The sequence below is a fragment of the Corynebacterium sp. HMSC068G04 genome (assembly GCF_001814885.1).
Classification (GTDB): domain Bacteria; phylum Actinomycetota; class Actinomycetes; order Mycobacteriales; family Mycobacteriaceae; genus Corynebacterium; species Corynebacterium hiratae.
Map to the genome: position 1 here is coordinate 175293 of NZ_KV818338.1, position 20237 is coordinate 195529.

Sequence of the window (20237 nt, forward strand, 5' to 3'; positions counted from 1 at the left end):
CATACCCTACCTCAGGAGGGATCCGTTTCCAGCACCACGCTGGTGGGACGCGGCTGGCGCCCAAGCTTGCCCTGGCGCAGCGGAATCAGGGTCACGCCAAAGGCCACAACGAGCGCGACAAGCGCTAGTACGACGGCCACGGGCGCGGGGACGATGGAAAAAGAGACCGCCCCGAAGGCCACCGCAGAGACCCACAGGTACAGCACCAACACGGTGCGGCGGTGGGTGTGCCCCAGCGAGAGCAGCCGGTGGTGGATGTGGGCCTTGTCCGCGGCAAAGGGCGAACGCCCCTGAGATACGCGGCGAATAACAGCCCAGACAAGGTCGAGGACTGGAATAAAGACCGCAGCAACAACAACGATAACGGGTGACATCAGCGCCACGATGTCCACGGTTCCATAGAGCGACATGTTGATCTTGCCCGACGCGGAGGTGGATGCAGCCGCCAGCAGCAAGCCAATGAGCATCGCTCCGCTGTCCCCCATGAAGATGCGAGAGGGCTCGAAGTTATGCGGGAGGAACCCGGCACACACGCCCACGAGCGCCGCCGCGATAATCGCCGGCGGATAGGCGGAGACCGCCCCACCCTGGTCGTGCAGCACGGTCAGCGAGAAAACCAGGATGGCACCACCTGCAATCATGCCCAGCCCGGCAGCCAGCCCATCGAGCCCGTCCACGAAGTTGATGGCGTTGATGAGCAGGACCGTAAAGAACGTAGTCAAGAGTGTTCCCTGGACCTGGTCGAGGATGACCGTGGTTCCATCACCAAAGGGCAAGAAGAGAAGAGTCCACGTCAGACCGAGACCGCTCATGATGGCCGCCGCCACCAATTGCCCGATCAGCTTGACCAGAGCACTCAGTTCCAGCAGGTCATCCACCACGCCGACGATGACAATGGCCGCGGCTGACCACAGCACAGCGTTCATCTCCGGCGTGACCGGCATAAACCCGCGAGTCAAGGCTGGAAGCTGGCCCGCGAGATAGACAGCAGCCGCAAACCCCGTAAACATGGCAACGCCACCCAACTGCGGGGTGGGTTGCGAGTGACTATCACGCAGACGAATCTCCGCCACCTGGCCGCTGCGCACCAAGACGCTGCGCACCAGTCCGGTGGTGATGTAGGTAAACGCCGCCGCGACGAAAATGATCAACGCCAGTTCGCGCAGCGGCACTCCGGTTCCAGCCACTGATGTCTCCTTAAGAGGATTGGCTACCCGGTCGGGTGCGCAAGGACTCTGTAGACACTCCGATGACCTCGCCAATCTGCTCGGCGCTCAGCGCGCCTTCGCGCAAGAGGTAGGGGCGCGGACCGGACAGATCGATAATGGTGGAGGGCTTGCCCACCTCGGCCTCTCCCCCATCCAGATAGACCGTGACGGCCTTGCCCAGCTGCTGCTTGGCGGCAATCGCGGTGGTCGGCGGGGTTTGCCCAGAAATATTCGCGGAGGAGACCGCCATGGGGCCGACCTCGCGGAGGAGCTCAATAGCAATGGGGTGCAGGGGCATACGCAGCATCACCGTGCCACGGGTATCGCCCAAGTTCCAAGGCAGCGAAGGCGCTTGCGGCACCACGATGGACAGCCCACCCGGCCAGAAGGCCTCGATGAGGGTCTGCGCGGTGTCATCCAACGAAGCGACAAGCCCCTTGACGGTGTCCCAGGAGCCGACGAGCACCGGCACCGGCATGTCCGGGCCGCGGTGCTTGGTGGCCAAAAGGCTGGCCACGGCATCGTTATCGAAAGCATCGCAGCCCAGCCCGTAGAGCGTGTCGGTGGGCATCACGACGAGTCGGCCTGACTTGGCTGCTTTGACGGCAAGTGCCATGCCTTCCTCGCGCTCAGCAGCGTCCGCACAGTTATAAATCTGTCCCTGCATTGGTCTCTCCTTTAATCCCGTTCCTATCGGCTTGTCGACCAATCTTCGACCAATCTACTGTACTCCCCGCTTCGCTGTGACAAATCGTGCGGTGCCAGTGAGGTCCTTGAGCACCTCGATATCGCTGAAGCCGCCGTGCGCGCGCAGGGCTTCCTGCACTTGTTGGGAGGTCTCGTCGTCGTGCTCAATGCCCACCCGCCCGCCGGGGCGCAGCAGCGCGGCGATGGTCGGGATCATCGCGGTGATGGTCTCCATGCCGTCTGCTCCCCCAAACACCGCATCGTGCGGATCCTGGTAGACCTCTGGGTCCAGGTCCGGGGTCTCCGGAACGTAGGGTGGGTTGGTGAGCACGAGGTCAACGGTGTCGTGCAGCTCCGACAAGAGCTGGGCGTCGGTGACGTCGCCCTGCACCACGTTCACAGAACCCGCCCGGCCGCGCGCAGCGGTTGCGGCATTGCGCCGGGTGTAGGCCAGGGCGGCGTCGGCAAGCTCCACTGCCCACACCTGGGCCTGCGGCACATAGTGGGCGACGTACAGCGCCAGCGCCCCGGATCCGGCGCACAGATCCACGACGCGGGGAGATTGCGGGTCAAGTTTCGTCATCTTCCCCGAGTTAAATCTCTGAAGAGATTTAACTCCCCAGTCGGCGAGCACCTCCGTCTCCGGGCGCGGGATGAACACGCCGGGGCCCACCTCGAGTTCGAGGGCGCCGAACCACGCCACGCCCAGGATGTGCTGGAGGGGCTCGCGCGCTTCACGACGCCCCACCAACGCCCCATATGCCACGTCAAAGCCGGGCATCGGAGCCTCGTTAAGCGGGATGTCCATGTGGCCGCAGTGGATGAGGTGGGCAGCCAGCAGGCGCGCGTCCCACTCGGATGAAGGTACCCCGGCAGCGCGAAGGCGCTCCGTGGCATCACGAAGCGCCTCCCGATAGGTGTGAAAAGTCACCGAATTAAACCGTGCCTTAGCCTTAGTCCTCAGCCTCAAGGCGCTCTGCGCGTTCTTGGGCTTGCAGGGCGTCGATGAGGTCCTGCATGTCACCGTTGAGCACGGAATCCAGGTTATTGGCCTTGTATCCGATGCGGTGGTCGGTGATGCGGTTCTCCGGCCAGTTATAGGTACGGATACGCTCGGAGCGATCCATGGTGCGCACCTGGGAGGCGCGCTGCTCGCCGGCCTCGGCCTCGCGGGCCTCGCGCTCCATCTGGTCCAGGCGTGCCTGCAGCACCTGCAGGGCGCGCGCCTTGTTCTGGATCTGGGAGCGTTCCTTCTGACAGGTCACCACCAGGCCGGTCGGCAGGTGGGTAATACGCACCGCGGAGTCAGTGGTATTCACGCCCTGGCCGCCCTTACCGGAGGAACGGTACACGTCGACGCGGATGTCCTTATCATCGATGTTTACGGCTTCGACTTCTTCCGGTTCCGGGTAGACCAGCACACCAGCTGCGGAGGTCTGGATTCGGCCCTGGGACTCGGTCACCGGCACGCGCTGCACGCGGTGGACGCCGCCCTCGAACTTGAACACGCTCCACGCGCCATCGCGCGAGGGGGTCTTGGACTTGAAGGAGATGGACATGTCCTTCACACCACCGAGGTCGGACTCGTTGAGGCCTAGGACCTCCCACTGGAAGCCGACCTTATCGGCGTAGCGCTCGTACATGCGGGCCAGGTCGCCGGCGAAGAGTGCTGCCTCTTCGCCGCCGGCACCGGCCTTGATCTCCATGATGATGTCCTCGGAGTCATGCTCATCGCGCGGGGCCAGCAGGTCCGCGAGCTTTTCCTCCAGCTGGACGACGAGCGGCTCAAGGCGGTCGACCTCAGGCTGGAACTCGTGGTCCTCGTAGGCCATTTCTTTGGCATCGGCCAGGTCTTGGCGAGCCTGGACCAGCTCGTCGTTCACGGCGACGATGGGTCGCAGTTCGGCGTAGCGCTTGGACAGCTTGCGGAATTGGGACTGATCACCGGCTACCTCCGGGTCAGCCATCTGCATTTCGATGCCTTGGAACTCGGAGACAATGTCATCGACGAGGGAAACCTGGTTAGACATTACTTGTAGTCCTCCTCATCCGTGTCAGCCGCCATGGGCGCGGACGAGGCCACCTGCATGAGGAACTCGCCGTTGGAGCGGGTCTTCTTGAGTTGCTTGATCAGCAGGTCAATAGCGGCGAAGGAGTCCAAGCCGGAGAGGATGCGGCGCAGCTTGGTCATGATGCGTGCTTCCTCCGGAACCAGCAGGAGCTCGTCCTTGCGGGTGCCGGACGGGTTGACATCCACGGCCGGGAAAATGCGGCGCTCGGAGATGGCGCGGTCCAGCTTGAGCTCGGCGTTGCCGGTGCCCTTGAACTCCTCGAAGATGACGGTGTCACCGGTGGAGCCGGTTTCCACCATCGCGGTAGCGATGATGGTCAGCGAGCCGCCGTTCTCAATGTTGCGAGCAGCACCCAGGAAGCGCTTCGGCGGGTACAGGGCGTTGGAGTCCACACCACCGGACAGGATGCGGCCGGATGCCGGGGAGGAGTTGTTGTAGGCGCGGCCGAGGCGGGTGATGGAGTCGAGCAGGACGACGACGTCCTTGCCCTGCTCCACCAGGCGCTTGGCGCGCTCGATGGCCAGCTCCGCCACCGAGGTGTGCTCTGACGGCGGGCGGTCAAAGGTGGAGGCGATGACCTCACCGTTGACACTGCGCTGCATGTCGGTGACCTCTTCGGGGCGCTCGTCCACGAGGACGACCATGAGGTAGCACTCCGGGTTGTTCGTGGCGATGGCGTTGGCGATGTTCTGCAGGATCGTCGTCTTACCGGCCTTCGGCGGGGAGACGATGAGCGCGCGCTGGCCCTTACCAATCGGCATGATGAGGTCGATGACGCGGGTGGTGAGGATCTTCGGGTCCGTCTCCAAGCGCAGGCGCTGGTTCGGGTACAGCGGGGTGAGCTTGGCGAAGTCCGGGCGCTCCTTCGCGGTGGACGGATCCAGGCCGTTTACGGTGTCGACCTCCACGAGCTGGTTGTACTTGCGGCGGTTGCGGCCGTTGCCGTGGGTGTGGGTCGGGCCCGAGACCTTGACCTTGCCGGTCAGGGCGTCGCCGGAACGCAGGCCCAGGCGGCGCACGAGGTTGTTGTTGACAAAGACATCGGAGCTGGCCGCGCGGTAGCCGGTAGTGCGCAGGAAGGCCACGTTATTGTCGACGACCTCGAGGATGCCGCCCACTACCTGCACTTCATCGCCCTCGCGGATCTGCAGGTCATTGCCGCCGTTGCCGCCGCCATCGCGGTCACGCCCGCGGCGGTTGCGACGGTTACGGCGATTGCGGCGGCCACCGCCGCCGTTGTTGTCATCATCGTTGCGGTGGTTATCGCGGCGGTTGTTGTTGCCGCCCCCGTTATTGCCACCGCCGTTGTTGCCACCGTTGCCGTGGTCCCCGTTATCGGAGTTGTCGGAGTTGTTGCCGCCACGGGACTGGTTACCCTCCGACTTGGACTGCTTGTCCTCGGCGCCGTTGCCATTTCCGTTGCCGTTGTTATTGCCCTTGGCTTCTTCGCGGGCCTCGCGCTCCTGGCGGCGCGCGCGGTTACGGCGGGCGCGGCGGGCCTGGGAGCGGGACTCGTAGCGCTGCTCGTCGTGGCCGTCCTTCTGCTCAGACTCCTGAGCACCGTCCTCGCCCTTATGGGTGTTCTCAGACTCCGGTTTCTCGGAGGCCTGGTCAGCAGCGCCGGCAGGGCGGGAAGCCTTGCGGGTCGCGCGGCGCGGCTGCGCGTCCTTCTTCGACTCCTTCTGTGCGGAGTCCTCTGCGGCGGGTGCGTCCTTAGCCTCGCCCTGGGCAGCGGCCTTCGCGCCGCGCGCCGGCACCTGGCCGGTGGTCAGGGCAGTAATGAGATCCCCCTTGCGCAGTCCGGAGACGCCGCGAAGTCCGCGCTCCGCAGCTAGCTTGCGCAATTCCGGCAGCTTCAGGGAGGCGAGATCCTGTGCTGCGGTCTTGTCCGTATCGCTCACGGATATCCTTTCGTCGCTTCACCAACGCGCGCCGTCTTGTCTGCCGCACCTGCACTGTGCGTGGTGCTGTTCCAAGCGGGCGTTGGAAGCCAGTGTGTAATTGGGATGGTCCTCCGCCACCAGCGAGTTCACGCAACCGCGATCCCCGTGGGCGGTGGTTGTCTTGGCTCTCCCCCCTCTCCGGCCCGGCGGTACGGAACGTGAAGGACTCCTTGTTGAACTCCTGAAAGCACTCAAGGAATCGGCCGCGGGTCAAGCGCGGGGAGATATTTTAAGAAGGCGACTGCGAGCGTATCTCTCCCCTCTCACCGTCGCGCGCACCGTTGGACTGCCATGAGAGTGTCACCGCAGGTGTGTGAGCCGTGGAGGGAGCTCGGAGATGCGGGGAAAGCGTTCCCCACCAGTCGCGGATAACTATACCGCATCCTTCCCCCGCGCTCACACTGACACGGCTAAAGTAGTGCGCATGCTCTCCACAATGCAGGATATCCCGCTGTCCCTCACCCGCATCCTGGAGTACGGTTCCTCCGTCCACGGCCAAACCCAGGTCATCACCTGGCACAGCGCCAATCCCGGCAATGAACGCGAGGAAACCACTTTCGCTGATGTCGGCGCCCGCGCCGCCGCCTTCGCCCACGCCCTGCATGACACGCTCGGCATCACCGGTGACGAGCGCGTGGGCTCACTGATGTGGAACTGCGCCGAGCACCTCGAAGTGCTTTTTGGCACCGCCTGTAAGGGAGCGGTGTTCACCCCGCTCAACAAGCAGCTGATGAATGATCAGATCCGGCACATCATCAACCACGCTGAGGTCCGCGTCATCGTCGCGGATTGTCGCCTCGCCGAGCAGCTAGCCCAGGTTCTGGAAGGTGTGGACTGTGTGCGTGCGGTGGTGTTTACGGGCGTCGGCAAGCCCAGCACCGCTCTGCCGGGCAACGTTGAAATCTACAGCTACGAGCAACTGCTGGATGGGCGCTCCACCGTGTATGACTGGCCGGTTTTGGATGAGCACACCGCCGCCGCACTGTGTTACTCCACCGGCACCACTGGTGCACCAAAGGGCGTGCTCTACTCCCACCGCGCTCTGTACTTGGAAGGAATGCAGCTGCGCTCCTCCGATTCCCTGTGTGTGACCCACGGCGAGACATTCCTGTGCTGCATCCCCATCTATCACGTGCTGAGCTGGGGTGTTCCCTTTGCTGCGTGGATGACGGGCACGCCGCTGGTGCTTCCCGACGCCGACGTCTCCCCCGCCACCCTGGCCAAAATCATCGCCGCCACCTCCCCGCGCGTGGCGCACGGTGTGCCCACCATTTGGATTCAGCTCTTCGTGCACTACCTCAAGAATCCACCGGAGCGCATGACGCTGACGGAGATCTTCGCTGGCGGCTCGCCTGTGCCACCGCAGCTCATCAAAAGCTGGGAAGAGCGCTACGGCGTGGACGTGGTCCACGTGTGGGGCATGGCGGAAACCACCACGGTGGGCACGGTGGCCCGCCCACCCTCAGGCGCCTCGGGCGAGGCTCGCTGGGCCTACCGCATCTCCCAAGGGCGCTTCCCTGCCTCCCTGGAATACCGCGTGGTCAATGACGGCCACGTGGTCAACACCACGGACCGCAATGCCGGCGAGATTCAGGTCCGCGGCAACTTGGTCACCGGTTCTTACTACCACTCGCCCGCTTCGGAGGACGGCGGTGCTGCCCACGAGTTCCGTGGCAAGGATGTCGAGGACGCGGACTCCAAGTTCACGGCCGACGGCTGGCTGCGCACCGGCGACGTCGGCTTCGTCACCGAGGATGGCTTCCTCACCGTGGAGGATCGCGCCCGCGATGTCATCCGTTCCGGTGGTGAGTGGATCTACTCCGTGCAGTTGGAGAACCTCATCATGGCCAACCCGGTGGTGCTGGAATGCGCCGTCATTGGCTACCCCGACAAACAGTGGGTGGAGCGCCCGCTGGCTGTCACCGTGCTCGCCGCGGATATCAGCCCCACGATTGAGACCGCCGAGCGCCTGCGCAACGGGATGCGCTCTGAGCTTCCCTCCTGGATGCTGCCGGAGTATTGGACGTTCGTAAAATCCATCGATAAGACTTCGGTGGGCAAGTTCGACAAGAAGGACCTGCGCGCCCACCTGGCGGAGGGCGAGTACAACATCATCCGGCTGAAGGGCCCGGGCGAGGCGCAGCGCCTCGATGCCGGAGAGGATGACGGGGAGGACTAGCCCCACCCCTCCTACTCATTCGGCAGGCTTCGATCTAGACTTGCCAGCAATGTCCGCCCAACGATCCCAACCTTCGCCACACACCTCCGCCCCGCTGACGCTGCCATTGCCGCGCGTACGGGGCGCGGGGACTCCGCCCACGGACCTGCCGGCACCAGGGCCCGACGGCCGCCGCGCGCTCGTGGATCGCTACGGCCGCCAAGCCCGCGACCTGCGTGTCTCCCTGACGGATCGCTGCAATCTGCGCTGCACCTACTGCATGCCCGCCGAAGGTTATGAGTGGCTGCCCACCGAACACACGCTCAGCGATGAAGAAACCATCCGTCTCATCCGCCTCGCGGTAGACAAGCTCGGCATCCAGCAGGTGCGCTTCACCGGTGGGGAGCCGCTCCTGCGCGGCTCCTTAGAGAAAATCATCGCCGCGACCAAAGCCCTGCGGACCGACGAAGGTACGGCACCCACTACTGCTCTCACCACCAACGGGCTGGGCCTGGATAAGCGCCTGCCGGGGCTGCAGCGCGCCGGGCTCGACCGCGTCAACATCTCCTTAGACACCCTCGATCCGGAGCTCTATGCCCGGCTCACCCGGCGCGACCGCCTAGCGGATGTGCTCACATCCATCGACGCCGCGCTGGCCGCCGACATGGACCCGGTCAAGATCAACGCCGTCATCATGCCGGGTGTCAACGAGTCTGCGATCCTTCCCTTGGCTCGCTTTTGCCTCGAACGCGGCGCGCAACTGCGCTTCATCGAGCAGATGCCATTGGGCCCACGGGAGGAGTGGGCGCGTTCCCGGATGGTCACCGCGGAGGATATCTTGGCGCGCTTGGCCGAAGACTTCGAGCTCACCCCGGCTAAGAAACCCCGCGGCTCCGCGCCGGCGGCACTGTGGTCCGCGGTCTCGCGCGATGGCTCCCTCCCCATAGGACACATCGGGGTGATCGCCTCCGTAACTCGGCCCTTCTGCGGGGACTGCGACCGCACGCGCCTGACCGCAGACGGCGCGGTGCGCAATTGCCTCTTCGGCAACTCGGAAACCTCCCTGCGCGACCTCATGCGCTCTGGCGCCAGCGATGCGGAGCTAGCTACCGCGTGGGCGGGTGAAATGTGGAGGAAATTACCGGGCCACGGGGTGGATGATGAAGGTTTCCTCCAGCCAGATCGCCCGATGTCCGCCATCGGTGGCTAGATTGGGTGCAATGACGAGTACCGGGACTGACTTAAGTATCGAGGAATACTTCGAGTGCCTCCACGCGCTGGTCCGCGCCTTGCCTTCGGAACGCGCTGCCTTATCGCAGGGTCGCGTGCTGGCTGAGCCCCTCGTCGCCCGCCTTCCCCTCCCGCCGCAGGATAATTCGGCCATGGATGGCTTCCTCATTCCTCAGCCTTCCTCACCAGACAGTCTCACCGTTCCCTTCACTTTGCCTGTCGTGGGTGATGTGCCTGCCGGCGCGCCGGCCCAAACCCTGCCGCCCGGCACTGCGCTGCGCATCATGACCGGTGGTCCAGTACCCGCGGGCTTTGATGGTCTGGTCATCCCCGTGGAAGACACCGATATTCCACCAGGCCCCGGGCCACTGCCTGAGACCGTCACGGTGCACCGCCTTCCCGAGCGCAACCACATCCGGCGGCGCGGCTCCCACATCGAGGCCGGGCACCAACTAGCCGGTGCCGCCACGCTGGTGGACGCCTCCCTTATCGCCGCCGCCCTCTCCGCCGGCGTCGACACCGCCGTGCTCCACCGCACCCCGCGGGTGACCGTCATTGCCACGGGTGAGGAGCTGCTCAACGGCCAGCTCCCGGATTCCAATGGTCCGATGCTCGACGCACTCCTTAGCACTACCGGCCCCGTTGACATCGCCCGCACGGTATGTGGCGATTCACCCGTTGAGCTGCGCCGCCGCTTCGACGCGGCTGCCGCTGACTCCGATCTCATCGTCACCACCGGCGGGGTATCCGCAGGAGCCTTTGACGTGGTTCGCGCGGTCGTTGAGGATGCCGTGGAGCGCGGCTCTTATTGGTTCGGACACGTCAACCAGCGCCCCGGCGCGCCGCAAGGCCACGCGCTGTGGGACGGTGTTCCCGTGGTGTGTTTGCCGGGCAACCCGGTGGCGGCGTTCGTCTCCGCGCATCTCTACCTCACCCCGCTGATGCGTTCCTTGCGTGGGCTGCCCCGCCCCACCGGAGTTTTAGACCGGCCGCACCTGACGGCCGTCGCTGGGGCTGACTTCCCGCATCCGCACCGCCCGCTTATTCAGCCGTGCTCGATTGCTCTGGACGGAAGCATCACCGCCTTCCCGCCGCCTGGACCACGCATGCGCAGCCACCACGTTGCAGCACTGCCCGGCACGCAAGGTTTCGCGCTGCTGACGAGCCCCGTCACCACAGGGGAGCAACTTACCGTCTACCCCTACTAGCTTCACGGTGCTTCACCACATCCCCCACCCCTCCGTTGTTGCCAAAGATCGCGCCTCTAAACGCCGGATCGGCCCACTCTTCGTCAGATAGGCTAGGTCCACCCAAGGAAAGGACCCGCTGTAGCCATGAAGTTCACTCACCTTAATGAGGCCGGCTCCGCCTACATGGTGGACGTCACCGATAAGAAGCCCACCGTGCGTTCCGCCACCGCCCAAGGCGAGGTGGCCTGCTCGCCGGAGGTCCTCACCGCGCTGCAGGAAGGAACCGTGCCGAAGGGCGACGTGCTTGCGGTTGCTCGAGTGGCCGGTATTGCGGCCGCCAAGAAGGTCCCGGATCTCCTACCGCTTGCCCACACCATCGGCGTGCACGGGTGCGCGGTCGACATCGAGCTGCGCGAAGACCACGTCTTCATCGAAGCCAACGTTCACACCGCCGACCGCACCGGCGTGGAAATGGAGGCGCTGACCGCGGTGAACGTTGCGGCGCTAGCTCTCATCGACATGGTGAAAGGCGTGGACCGCTCCGCTTATATCCGGCGCTGCGGCATCACAGCGAAGTCCGGCGGCCGCTCGGGTGATTGGTCCCGCGACCTGCCGGGTGAGGAAGGATAGTGAACAATGTCAGGTGTCATTATTTTGGCGGGTGGGCGCGGCACACGCATGGGTGGTGTGGACAAGGCAAGTATCATCCTCGCCGGTGAGCGCCTCATCGACCGCCTCCTGCGCCAATTGCCTTATGATGCGCCGGTGGCGGTTGTCTCGCCCTACCACTTGGGCATGCCCCAAGTATGTGAAAAGCCCCTTTTCGGCGGGCCAGCCGCGGGAATCGCCGCGGGCCACGCCGCGCTGGCTGGTGCCGCAAAGTCCACGACCGCCATCTTGGCCGTCGATGCCCCAGATTCCCCACAGATGCTGCCTGCCCTCGAACAGGCATTAGAAAGCTCCGGTGCTGATGTCGCAGTGGCCACACTCGATGGGCTCCCGCAGCCGCTGTGCGCGCTGTGGCGCACCGAGGCCCTCACCCGCGCGCTGGAGGAGCTCAGAGATCCACGCAACAAGCCGGCCATGCACTTACTGAGGCTCGCGGGCACCATCGCCGAGGTCGAGGCAACGCCCGCAGTGCGCGATATCGACACCTTGGACGAGCTACGAGCGCGGCGCGAGCGACTTGCTACTCAACGATGAATTGGCCGTGCTGGCCCTTCTCCGCATTCGTCATCAGGTGATTAACAAAGGAATAAGTGCCCGGCTCGTTGAAGGTCATCTCCACGAATCCGCCCTGGGCCGGTAAAAGGTCCAGCGCCTGGGAGCCGGAGTCCTTCGCGCCCTTAATTAGGTAGGCGCCTTCCTTATACACGGTGTCGAATTGCTCGCCCACGACATGGAAGCTCAATGGCAGATCCGGGCCGAGGTTGACCAGCCAAATGCGCACGGTATCGCCCACCTTGGCGCGCAGCGGGGCTAAGCCCTCGTCATATTGGTTGGGATAGTAGTTGAAGGCGGTGAGGTCATAATCGCCGTCGCTGACTCGCTGCGCATCCGCACCCTCTGCTTCTTTGCCCGCGGAGGCCAGAAAAATCTCGTTTGCCGTCATGACGTACTCCGCATCGACGTCTGCGAGGGCATCCTCGCCGCGCGGATCGATGATCACCGCTCCTGCCATGCCGTTGGCAATGTGCAGACTCATCGGCATGGTCGAGCAGTGATACATCCAGATACCCGCCCTGTGAGCCACGAATTCATAGGTCAGCGATTCGCCCGGCTGGATGGTCTTCATGTTCTCATCCGGGTTGACCTCCCCAGCGTGAAAGTCCACCGAGTGCCCCATCGAGCCCTCATTCTTGATGGTGATGCGGAACGTATCCCCCACCTTGCCGCGCAGGGTTGGACCGGGCGCCTGCCCGTTGAAAAGCCACCGGGTTTGGCGCACTCCCGGGGCAACTTCCATCTCCTCCTCCGTCATCACCCACGTTTCCTCATGAAGGTCACCTTTGGCAGGGGCAAGGGAAGCATCAAAAGCCTCAAATCCTTCGCGAGCTGCCATGCGCTCGGCAGCCGAGGGCACCTTCGCCGGGGCACCAGCAGAGCCCGTGCTTTCCGACGCCCCCGCATGATCATGCCCACTCGAAGCGGAGTCATCGGCGTTGACCATGAACGTCATGCCCTGCATCTTGTGGCCGGCGATCGTGCAATATCCTTCGATGGACTCCTCGATGACCCCGGCATCCAGCTGCACGGTCTCGCCCGGTTCTACCCGTCCGGTCTCCTCGCGTCCGATCTTCAGGTCATGTACCTGGTCGCCGGTGTTGGTGAAGTTCACTACGAGGTGACTGCCCGCGGCCACGTCAATGGAGGACGGGACAAAGGCCATGCCGTCCACGGAGACGTCAACAGTCACGGCGTCGGCGGATGCCACCGTAGCTGGGTCTTGCCTGCCCGTGGCCGAGTTGAACACCGCCAGCCCAATGACGGCGAGAAGCGCCACGATGATAATGAGCCAGGATGCCCATTGCTTCTCAGAATGCTCCTGTTTAACGGGCGCGCTTGACATGAACTTCTCCTTGGGATGATGCGAGGGCCCACACTAGGGCCACAATATTGGCGATGAGGCCAAGCCCCATCATGATAAGCCCGGCCACGGACGCACTGACAATGCCGAGGAGGCTGAGCGCACCGCCGAGGTTGATAAGCGCCACGCGCAACAACCCCGGAAGGTGTCCACGCGCGGGACGGGCTGCCCCGGCCAGGATGGGCAGCATATGGTGAAGCACCCCGGTTACGAGCTGCAACAGGCCGGCACCAACGAACGCTGGCATGAGTAGCAACGTCACCGCTCGCGGGTAGGCCCCTGCGATGGTCGCGGCGGCATCACCGGCGCAGAGCGCCACCATCCACACCAACCCCGCCATCGCGGACACGCTTGCCGTCGTCTTTTCGCCACCAAGCGCGCCGGCCAGCACTGGCTGGATGATGAGCACGGCAGCAAGCACGGTGAGCAGCTGCGCCATACCGGCGGCGCGGGTGAGCCCGGAGGCGTCGGCAAGCATGGCCACCGCCAGCCCCGCGCAATGCACTGCCAAAGCCCGGCTGCACCGCGCCCGGGCCACCGAGGAAATGGGGGTCCGGGTAAACGTCGGCAGCAGCGTAATGACCGTGCCTAGGATGGTCAGCAGGCCGAAGCCCCACACCATCCCGCGTGAGTGCGCGGCCACCAACAGCGAGTAATTCCCTACCCCGTGCGCAGCCAGAATCACCAGGACTACTGAGAAGATCATGAAGCAGGCCGCCGCCAGATAAAAAGGCACGGTGACGGCAAAGGAACCAGACAATGACCCCCGGAGCGTGGTCCACAGCGCCCACAGGTGCCACGCAACGGCAGCGATGACGAGAGCGGAGCCGATATCCGCAAGCACGCCCCAGTCGTAGCCTGCGCGATCGACAAGTAGAAGAACCAGCCCCACCTGAACCAGCCCCACCCGCGCGCCCACCCCGCGGAAACCGACGGCCGGAGTGCGGGTCAGTGCCTCCGTGAAGTGGGTGCTAAACACGAGGATGGCGGTGGTCAGCGCGCCGAGGGTGAATGGGTGGATGAGGTCCCACCACACCACGGGTGCTCCCCAAAAATTCGCCACTGCGATTCCCACGCCCACCGCGATCCACACGGCGACCAGGCTAAAGGCAATGGTGTGCCAGCGCCGGCGCGAAGCCAGCGAGACATCGCGCAGAGACATATCTGACACTTTTATTTGCACGGATATAATCGTAGTAAATTGATGGCCCGGGCAGCAACGCCCACTCTGCTAGAACTCGAAAGGAATCCATCAATGAACTTGCCGCTTGTTGATGCCTCCAAGGGCCACGACATTCCCACCCTCAACGCCTCCGAAATTCCCCACGCGGTGCGCCACGGCGCCATCCATGGAGCGCTGGGCACCCTCAACGTGGGCGAATCCATGATTCTCATTGCTCCGCACGACCCGCTTCCGTTGCTCACAGAGGTGGACCAGCGCGAAGAATCCTTCGACCGTGAATACCTCAAGAAGGAACCAAAGGAAGTCCATATTAAATTCACGCGGACCGCGTAAAGATGCCGTAACGTAACTGACCATGCGCCGTTTGAAAATTGCCGTCCCCGTCCTTGCCGCCGCGCTGACTGTTGCCGGCTGTGCCTCCAGCTCCGACGAGCCATTGCAGGTATTTGCAGCGTCCTCCACGCGCGTGCTCAACGACGACCTCTCCAGTGCTTCTGAAACTCCGCTGGCCTTCAACAATGGCGGCTCTTCCGCGCTCGTTCAGCAGATCAATGAAGGCGCTCCCGCAGATCTGCTGCTTACTGCCTCTCGCGAGACCATGGATGATGCAACCGCTCAGGGAAACGTTGACGCCCCCGTGGCCCTCGCGAGCAACGTCATGGTCATGGTCGTGCCGAAGGGCAATCCTTTAGGTCTGCGCTCCGCGGCAGACCTGGATTCCTCCGCTCGCTTGGTCCTCTGCGACCCAAACGTGCCGTGCGGTGCCATTTCCACGCGCATCATGGAGGCCAACAACTGGGACCTGCACGCCTCCTCCCTGGAGGGACAGGTAGCTGACGTCCTAGGTAAGGTCGCCTCCGGCGAGGCGGACGCCGGATGGGTCTATTCCACCGACGCCGCCGCTAGCGAAGATGTCGAAGCCATCCCGCTCGACCACGCGGAAGACTTCCGTAACGAGATCATGGGCGCGGTGGTGTCTGATTCACCCCGCCACGAAGAAGCCCAAGAAGTCCTCAACCTCCTCGAGTCGGATTTTGATAGCACCTGGGAAAAGTACGGTTTCACCCCGGTGAACTAAGTGTCACCCACGTTTTTGCGCGAGCAGCGCCCGCGGACAACCTGGCCGGTCATCGCCGCCGGCACGCTCGCCGCTATTTACATCCTTGCCCCTGTCCTCGCCCTGGGCCTGCGGGTGCCTTGGGGACAGCTCTCAGACACGCTGAACGCACCGACGACCCATGACCTCCTCCGGGTCAGTCTGTCCGCAGCGGTATTGTCAACCTTGCTATCCACGTTCCTAGGCACCTGCCTGGCTCTGTGGCTCCAGCAGCTGCGCCGCGTATCTCACCTTGTGCGGCTGGTGGTCTACCTCCCTTTGGCCATGCCTCCCGTGGTGGGCGGGTTGGCTCTTACCGCGCTGCTCGGGCGCCGCGGTCTGCTTGGCCCGGTATTGGAGCAAGCAGGGCTGCACATATCTTTTGCCTTCCCCGGTGTCGTGGCAGCACATCTCTTTGTCACCCTCCCCTTCGTGGTGGTGGCGGTGGATTCTGCTTTGCGGCAGCTCGATCCTGAGGTCGTGGCTAGCGCGCGGGGCGTCGGCCTCAGCCCAAGTACCATCCTTCGGCACATCATCCTCCCGGCTATCCTCCCCGCCGTGTTCACGGGCGGTGCACTGGCTTTCGCCCGCTCACTGGGTGAATTTGGAACGACGATCACCTTCGCCGGATCCCTGCCCGGTTCTACCCGAACCATGCCGAGCGGTATCTACCTTGAACGTGAAGTCAGCGCGGACAAAGCCTATGCTCTGTCGGCCGTGTTAATCGGGATAGCCATCCTTACGCTCACCGCTGCCGGAATGCCCCTGCTGCTGCGCCGCCGCCGCGAGCAAGCTGTACGCGCTTTGCAACCGATGGACCCAAATGCACTCCGCGCGGCGACTGCCCCGCTGACGCCGCCCCACGATCTTTCCGTGACGGTCGGCGACACCACCACGACCTTCCGGGGCGGGCGCGTGACCGCGGTGGTCGGACCCAACGGCGCCGGCAAGACCACGCTGATGCGTTTTACTAGCGGGCGGCTCCAGGGAGCGCAAACTAACACTGAACGCGTCATCATGCTCTCTCAAAACCCCGGACTACCGCCCACAGCCACCGTGGCTCAAGCGTTGACCATGGTGACCAATGACCCGCGACGGACGGAGGAATTGCTGAAGGCCGCCGGATTGCAGGAGCTGGTCCATGTATCAGAACTTTCCGGCGGCCAGGCCGCGCAGGTTGCCCTCTTGCGCGCGCTGGCGGCGCGGCCAGAAGTATTGGTTGCGGATGAGCCCTTTGCCGCCATGGACGTCGAATCCGCTGCGCGGTGGCGCCACCTTCTGCGCATCTCGGCCGCTGACCGTACCACGGTCATTGTTACCCACAGCTGCGTGGACCTCACCACGCTGGCGGATGACGTCGCGGTGATGGAAGCCGGCGAAGTCACTTCCCAAGGCCCTGCGGACCGACTATTGGAGCAGCCCACCACCCGCTTCATGGCGGAGCTAGCGGGCGTTAATGTTCTGCGCGGTTCCATCAGAGGAGACGCGTTTGCTCCAGACCGCGACGGTGAGCACTGGGCGGCCTTCCCGCAGACCGCGCTGCACTTCGACCCCACTGGCGCGCAGCACGCCACCAGTTTGAGTGCCACCATTGTGGCTGATTTGGGAAGCACTACCCTCGTTGACATCGACGGCCAACGGGTCACGGTGGGCCAGCCAGCGCGTAAAACCGCTCCCGGCCAGGTGGTGCCTGTGGCCCTCGACGCCAGCGCCCTCACGGTCTATACCCGTACTTAATCTTCTGAGTCTGCCCACGTCGTGAGGGAGCTCTCGGTATTTATACTCACCGCGATAGTAGAAATTCGACGGAGTGGATGTAGGATCCTCGTAGCGTAAATCAAGGAGCTACAGTCCATGTCCACAATGTCTACCCATAGTCCTCGCTCATCCAGCGAGCTATTTCCCGACACAATGAGGCTCTCCCCCAAGCAGCGCGAAGTCCTCTCGGTTTTACAGAAGTTCCCGCAAGGAGCACGGGCCGCAGAAGTTGCTAAGAAAATGGGCATGCACGTTAACACCGCGCGCGGGCATCTGGATGAACTCGTCAACGCTGGCGCGGTGCGAGTAGTCACCGCCCCAGCGCAGGGGCGCGGGCGCCCCTCCCTGATCTTCCAAGTGCGGGTGCCGGACAACCGTTCGGTCGCGGAGGAGTACGTCACGCTGATCAGTGTGTTGATTAAAGCCCTGGCGGCTAAGGAGCAGCTCAATGATTATGCCTCAGAGCAGGCGCGGGAGCTTGGCCGCGAGTGGGCGAAGACCGCTGCCAGCAGCCATGGTGCTGAGGCGCTCGGTTCGCTTCATCGGATGATGCGCGAAATGGGCTTTGACCCAGTAACCTCAGCCGAGCAATTCGACCAGGAGGGCCGCACCGATGTGGAGCTGCACGCCTGCCCGTTTGTGACCGCCGGAGTAGAGCCCTCCCCCTTCGTCTGCGCCATCCACGATGGCTACTTGGAGCAGGCGGCGGCCGATTCCGGCGGGCGGCTGAGCCTGAAACTTATCCCCAAGTCCGGCAACGGTGTGTGCCGGATCAGCGTGGAAAAGCCCAGCTAGCTAGCCTAACCACGCTCGACGGAGACCGGCCCGGCGACCTCCAGCTCCAGTACGCGCAGGTTCTGCTCGCGGGCATCGTCGAGGATCGCTTCCTCTATGGGCTCGGTGTGCAGGACCATGACGGTGGGGCCAGCGCCCGACAGGTAGGCGGCATAGCCGCGATTGCGCAGGCGGTTGACCCACTCCGCGGTCACCGGCAGGACATCAGCGCGATAAGGCTGGTGCAGGCGGTCGCGGGTGCCCTCCCACAGCAGGTCCGGGTAAGCGGTCAGCGCCGCCACGTTCACCGCGGTGCGGGAGACGTTGAAGGCGGCGTCGGCATGCGTGACGTGCGAGGGCAGCACGCGGCGCACTGCCTGCGTCGAGGCATGGAAGTCCGGGACCAAGGCCGTGGCCTTGATGCTTGGGTGAACCTCTAAGGTGGCGGCGCGGTACTCCGGAAGCGAGCGGCCGTCGACAGGCACGGTGGTCCAGGAGACCACCGCATTGCCCAGCACGGAGGCCGCGGCGTTATCCGGGTGGCCTTCGAAGGCCGAAGACAACTGCACAACCTGCTCCTCGGAGAGCGGGAACCCAGCCAGGCCGTTGCCCGCGGCCACGCCGGCCACCGCGGCAGACGCTGAGGAGCCCAAGCCGCGGGACTGCGGGATGTTATTCGTGCACACCACGCGCAGGCCGGTGACTTCGACATCGGCGGCCTTGAGTGCGGAGCGGATGGCCTTGACCACAAGGTGGGAGCCGTCGCGCGGCAGCTCTTCGGCGCCCTCGCCGAAGATTTCTACCTCCAAGCCGGAGCGGGTGACCTCGACCTCCACGGTGTCGTAAAGGCTCAGCGCGATGCCGAGGGTGTCGTAGCCCGGGCCCAGGTTGGCCGAGGAGGCCGGGACCTGAACCGTGACCTTGGTGCCTACTTCGATATCGATACTCATTGTTGTACCTAAAACCCTTAGACGCCGAGGCGGATGACGGAGTGGACAGCCTTGACCTCATCGAGCTCGCCGAGGGCAGCGACGATATCCTCAAGCACCGCTTCCTTCGCCGCGTGGGTGACCACGATGAGGCGAGCGGTGGCATCGCCGTCTTCCTGGCGCACGGTGCGCAGGGAGACCCCATGGCGGGCAAAGACACCGGAAATGGCGGAGAGCACGCCGGTGCGGTCTTCAACTTCCATGTCGACGTGATAACGAGTTTCCACTTCTCCGAACTCCGCAATAGGTAGGTTGGCGTAGGTGTTCTCCCCCGGCGCACGGCCGCCGTGGACAATGTTGCGTGCCGCACCGATGACATCACCCAGCACAGCGGATGCCGTGGGGTTACCGCCGGCACCATTGCCGTAGAACATCAGAGAGCCAGCGGCCTCCGCTTCAACGAAGATGGCGTTGTAGGACTGGCTGACCGAAGCCAGCGGGTGCTCCTTCGGAACCAGCGTCGGGTGCACGCGGGCATTAACGGATTCCGCACCGGTCTCCTCATCGACGAGGCGCTCGCAGATGGCGAGCAGCTTGATGGAGTAGCCAGCCTGGTTGGCAGCCTTGATGTCATCCGCGGTGATCTTGGAAATACCCTCGCAGTAGACATCGTCGAAGGTCAGGCGGGTGTAGAAGCCCAGGGAAGCCAAGATGGCGGCCTTGGAGGCAGCGTCGTGGCCCTCCACGTCAGCGGTGGGATCGGCCTCGGCGTAGCCCAGGCGGGTGGCCTCAGCCAGTGCGTCCTCATAGGAGGCACCAGTGGACTCCATGGCGTCCAGGATGAAGTTCGTGGTGCCGTTGACGATTCCGGAGATGCGCTGGATCTTGTCGCCGGCCAGGGAACGGCGCAGCATGCCGACCACCGGGATGGCAGCGGCCACGGCGGCCTCGAAATAAAGGTCGACGTCAGCGCGGTCGGCGGCCTCAGCGAGCTCATCCGCATGCGCGGCCACGAGAGCCTTGTTGGCGGTAACCACGGACTTGCCGGCGTTGAGGGCCGCGAGGACGAGCTCGCGCGGGAAATCAATGCCGCCGATGACCTCGACGACGAGGTCGATATCATCGCGCAGGACAAGTGCCTTGGCGTCGTCGGTCAGTAGCTCCGCCGGCACGCCCGGGCGCAGCTTGTTCTTGTTGTGCACGGCGACGCCGCGGATCTCCACGGGGCCGCCAATGCGGTGCGCAAAAGCGTTAGCGTTTTCCTGCACGAGGCGGAAAACCTCGGCGCCCACGGTGCCAAATCCAAGCAGCGCGATTCCTACGGGTTCGCCTTCGGGTTTCTTGCTACGGTTCGTCATCGTCATGGTGTCCCCTTGTTGAAATTGCGAATGATTGTTACGTGCTAGCCCATCACTATACAGA

General features: G+C 64.0%; 18 protein-coding genes. 9 read left to right on the forward strand and 9 right to left on the reverse strand.

All coding sequences use genetic code 11. From position 1 onward, the window contains the following. Positions 1 to 11: 11 nt before the first annotated feature. Genes HMPREF2993_RS09110 through rho form a run of 5 tightly spaced genes read right to left on the reverse strand, consistent with a single transcriptional unit; the run spans position 12 to position 5868 of the window. Positions 12 to 1187 carry an MraY family glycosyltransferase gene (locus tag HMPREF2993_RS09110; protein WP_049155071.1) on the reverse strand — a complete coding sequence of 392 codons (1176 nt, stop codon included), beginning with the start codon at positions 1185 to 1187 and terminating at the stop codon, positions 12 to 14. 10 nt (positions 1188 to 1197) lie between these two features. Further along, positions 1198 to 1875 (reverse strand): L-threonylcarbamoyladenylate synthase, encoded by a 678-nt coding sequence (locus tag HMPREF2993_RS09115; protein WP_070702017.1) that lies wholly within the window; start codon positions 1873 to 1875, stop codon positions 1198 to 1200. 54 nt (positions 1876 to 1929) lie between these two features. Then, positions 1930 to 2826, reverse strand: a complete 897-nt coding sequence (gene prmC, locus HMPREF2993_RS09120) for a peptide chain release factor N(5)-glutamine methyltransferase (RefSeq protein WP_070681056.1) — start codon at positions 2824 to 2826, stop codon at positions 1930 to 1932. A 22-nt stretch (positions 2827 to 2848) separates the two neighbouring features. Then, a complete protein-coding gene (prfA, locus tag HMPREF2993_RS09125; RefSeq protein WP_049155076.1) occupies positions 2849 to 3925 on the reverse strand; it encodes a peptide chain release factor 1 in 1077 nt (358 codons plus the stop codon). Next, positions 3925 to 5868 carry a transcription termination factor Rho gene (gene rho, locus HMPREF2993_RS09130; RefSeq protein ID WP_070515572.1) on the reverse strand — a complete coding sequence of 648 codons (1944 nt, stop codon included), beginning with the start codon at positions 5866 to 5868 and terminating at the stop codon, positions 3925 to 3927. Before rho ends, prfA begins: the two co-directional genes overlap by 1 nt. Positions 5869 to 6334: 466 nt before the next feature. Here rho and HMPREF2993_RS09135 point away from each other — a divergent pair, with 466 nt between their 5' ends. The 5 genes from HMPREF2993_RS09135 (at position 6335) to HMPREF2993_RS09155 (ending at position 11691) form a co-directional block, all read left to right on the forward strand. After that, complete coding sequence (locus HMPREF2993_RS09135; RefSeq protein ID WP_049155160.1) at positions 6335 to 8089, forward strand: long-chain fatty-acid--CoA ligase; 1755 nt, start codon at positions 6335 to 6337, stop codon at positions 8087 to 8089. A gap of 49 nt (positions 8090 to 8138) precedes the next feature. Next, the gene (gene moaA / locus HMPREF2993_RS09140; protein ID WP_049155079.1) at positions 8139 to 9278 is read left to right on the forward strand and encodes a GTP 3',8-cyclase MoaA; all 1140 of its coding nucleotides are present in this window, start codon (positions 8139 to 8141) and stop codon (positions 9276 to 9278) included. A gap of 10 nt (positions 9279 to 9288) precedes the next feature. Further along, positions 9289 to 10506: a molybdopterin molybdotransferase MoeA gene (locus HMPREF2993_RS09145; RefSeq protein ID WP_049155082.1), complete on the forward strand. Its 1218-nt coding sequence runs from the start codon at positions 9289 to 9291 to the stop codon at positions 10504 to 10506. 126 nt (positions 10507 to 10632) lie between these two features. Continuing rightward, positions 10633 to 11118, forward strand: a complete 486-nt coding sequence (moaC, locus tag HMPREF2993_RS09150) for a cyclic pyranopterin monophosphate synthase MoaC (RefSeq protein ID WP_070702019.1) — start codon at positions 10633 to 10635, stop codon at positions 11116 to 11118. Positions 11119 to 11124: 6 nt separating this feature from the next. Continuing rightward, positions 11125 to 11691, forward strand: a complete 567-nt coding sequence (locus HMPREF2993_RS09155) for a molybdenum cofactor guanylyltransferase (protein WP_049155084.1) — start codon at positions 11125 to 11127, stop codon at positions 11689 to 11691. Here the strand turns inward: HMPREF2993_RS09155 and HMPREF2993_RS09160 are convergent. After that, positions 11678 to 13057 carry a multicopper oxidase domain-containing protein gene (locus HMPREF2993_RS09160; protein ID WP_070515569.1) on the reverse strand — a complete coding sequence of 460 codons (1380 nt, stop codon included), beginning with the start codon at positions 13055 to 13057 and terminating at the stop codon, positions 11678 to 11680. The two genes, HMPREF2993_RS09155 and HMPREF2993_RS09160, sit on opposite strands and share 14 nt — an antisense overlap. Further along, positions 13038 to 14237 (reverse strand): NnrS family protein, encoded by a 1200-nt coding sequence (locus HMPREF2993_RS09165; protein WP_070702021.1) that lies wholly within the window; start codon positions 14235 to 14237, stop codon positions 13038 to 13040. Before HMPREF2993_RS09165 ends, HMPREF2993_RS09160 begins: the two co-directional genes overlap by 20 nt. 93 nt (positions 14238 to 14330) lie before the next feature. Between HMPREF2993_RS09165 and HMPREF2993_RS09170 the strand changes: the two genes are divergently transcribed. From HMPREF2993_RS09170 to HMPREF2993_RS09185, 4 genes are all read left to right on the forward strand, one after another. Then, complete coding sequence (locus HMPREF2993_RS09170; protein WP_070511556.1) at positions 14331 to 14591, forward strand: DUF2249 domain-containing protein; 261 nt, start codon at positions 14331 to 14333, stop codon at positions 14589 to 14591. A 22-nt stretch (positions 14592 to 14613) separates the two neighbouring features. Continuing rightward, a complete protein-coding gene (gene modA / locus HMPREF2993_RS09175; protein ID WP_070681034.1) occupies positions 14614 to 15336 on the forward strand; it encodes a molybdate ABC transporter substrate-binding protein in 723 nt (240 codons plus the stop codon). Beyond that, on the forward strand, positions 15337 to 17091 hold the full coding sequence (locus HMPREF2993_RS13980) for an ATP-binding cassette domain-containing protein (protein ID WP_070702023.1): 1755 nt from the start codon (positions 15337 to 15339) through the stop codon (positions 17089 to 17091). It begins immediately after the preceding gene. Positions 17092 to 17208: 117 nt separating this feature from the next. Next, a complete protein-coding gene (locus HMPREF2993_RS09185) occupies positions 17209 to 17907 on the forward strand; it encodes a helix-turn-helix transcriptional regulator (protein WP_070702025.1) in 699 nt (232 codons plus the stop codon). Between the two features lie 5 nt (positions 17908 to 17912). Here HMPREF2993_RS09185 and thrB read toward each other — a convergent pair whose 3' ends face one another. Next, a complete protein-coding gene (gene thrB / locus HMPREF2993_RS09190; protein ID WP_010187115.1) occupies positions 17913 to 18836 on the reverse strand; it encodes a homoserine kinase in 924 nt (307 codons plus the stop codon). Between the two features lie 17 nt (positions 18837 to 18853). Then, positions 18854 to 20179, reverse strand: coding sequence for a homoserine dehydrogenase (locus HMPREF2993_RS09195; RefSeq protein ID WP_049155096.1), 1326 nt, complete (start codon positions 20177 to 20179; stop codon positions 18854 to 18856). Positions 20180 to 20237 lie beyond the last annotated feature (58 nt).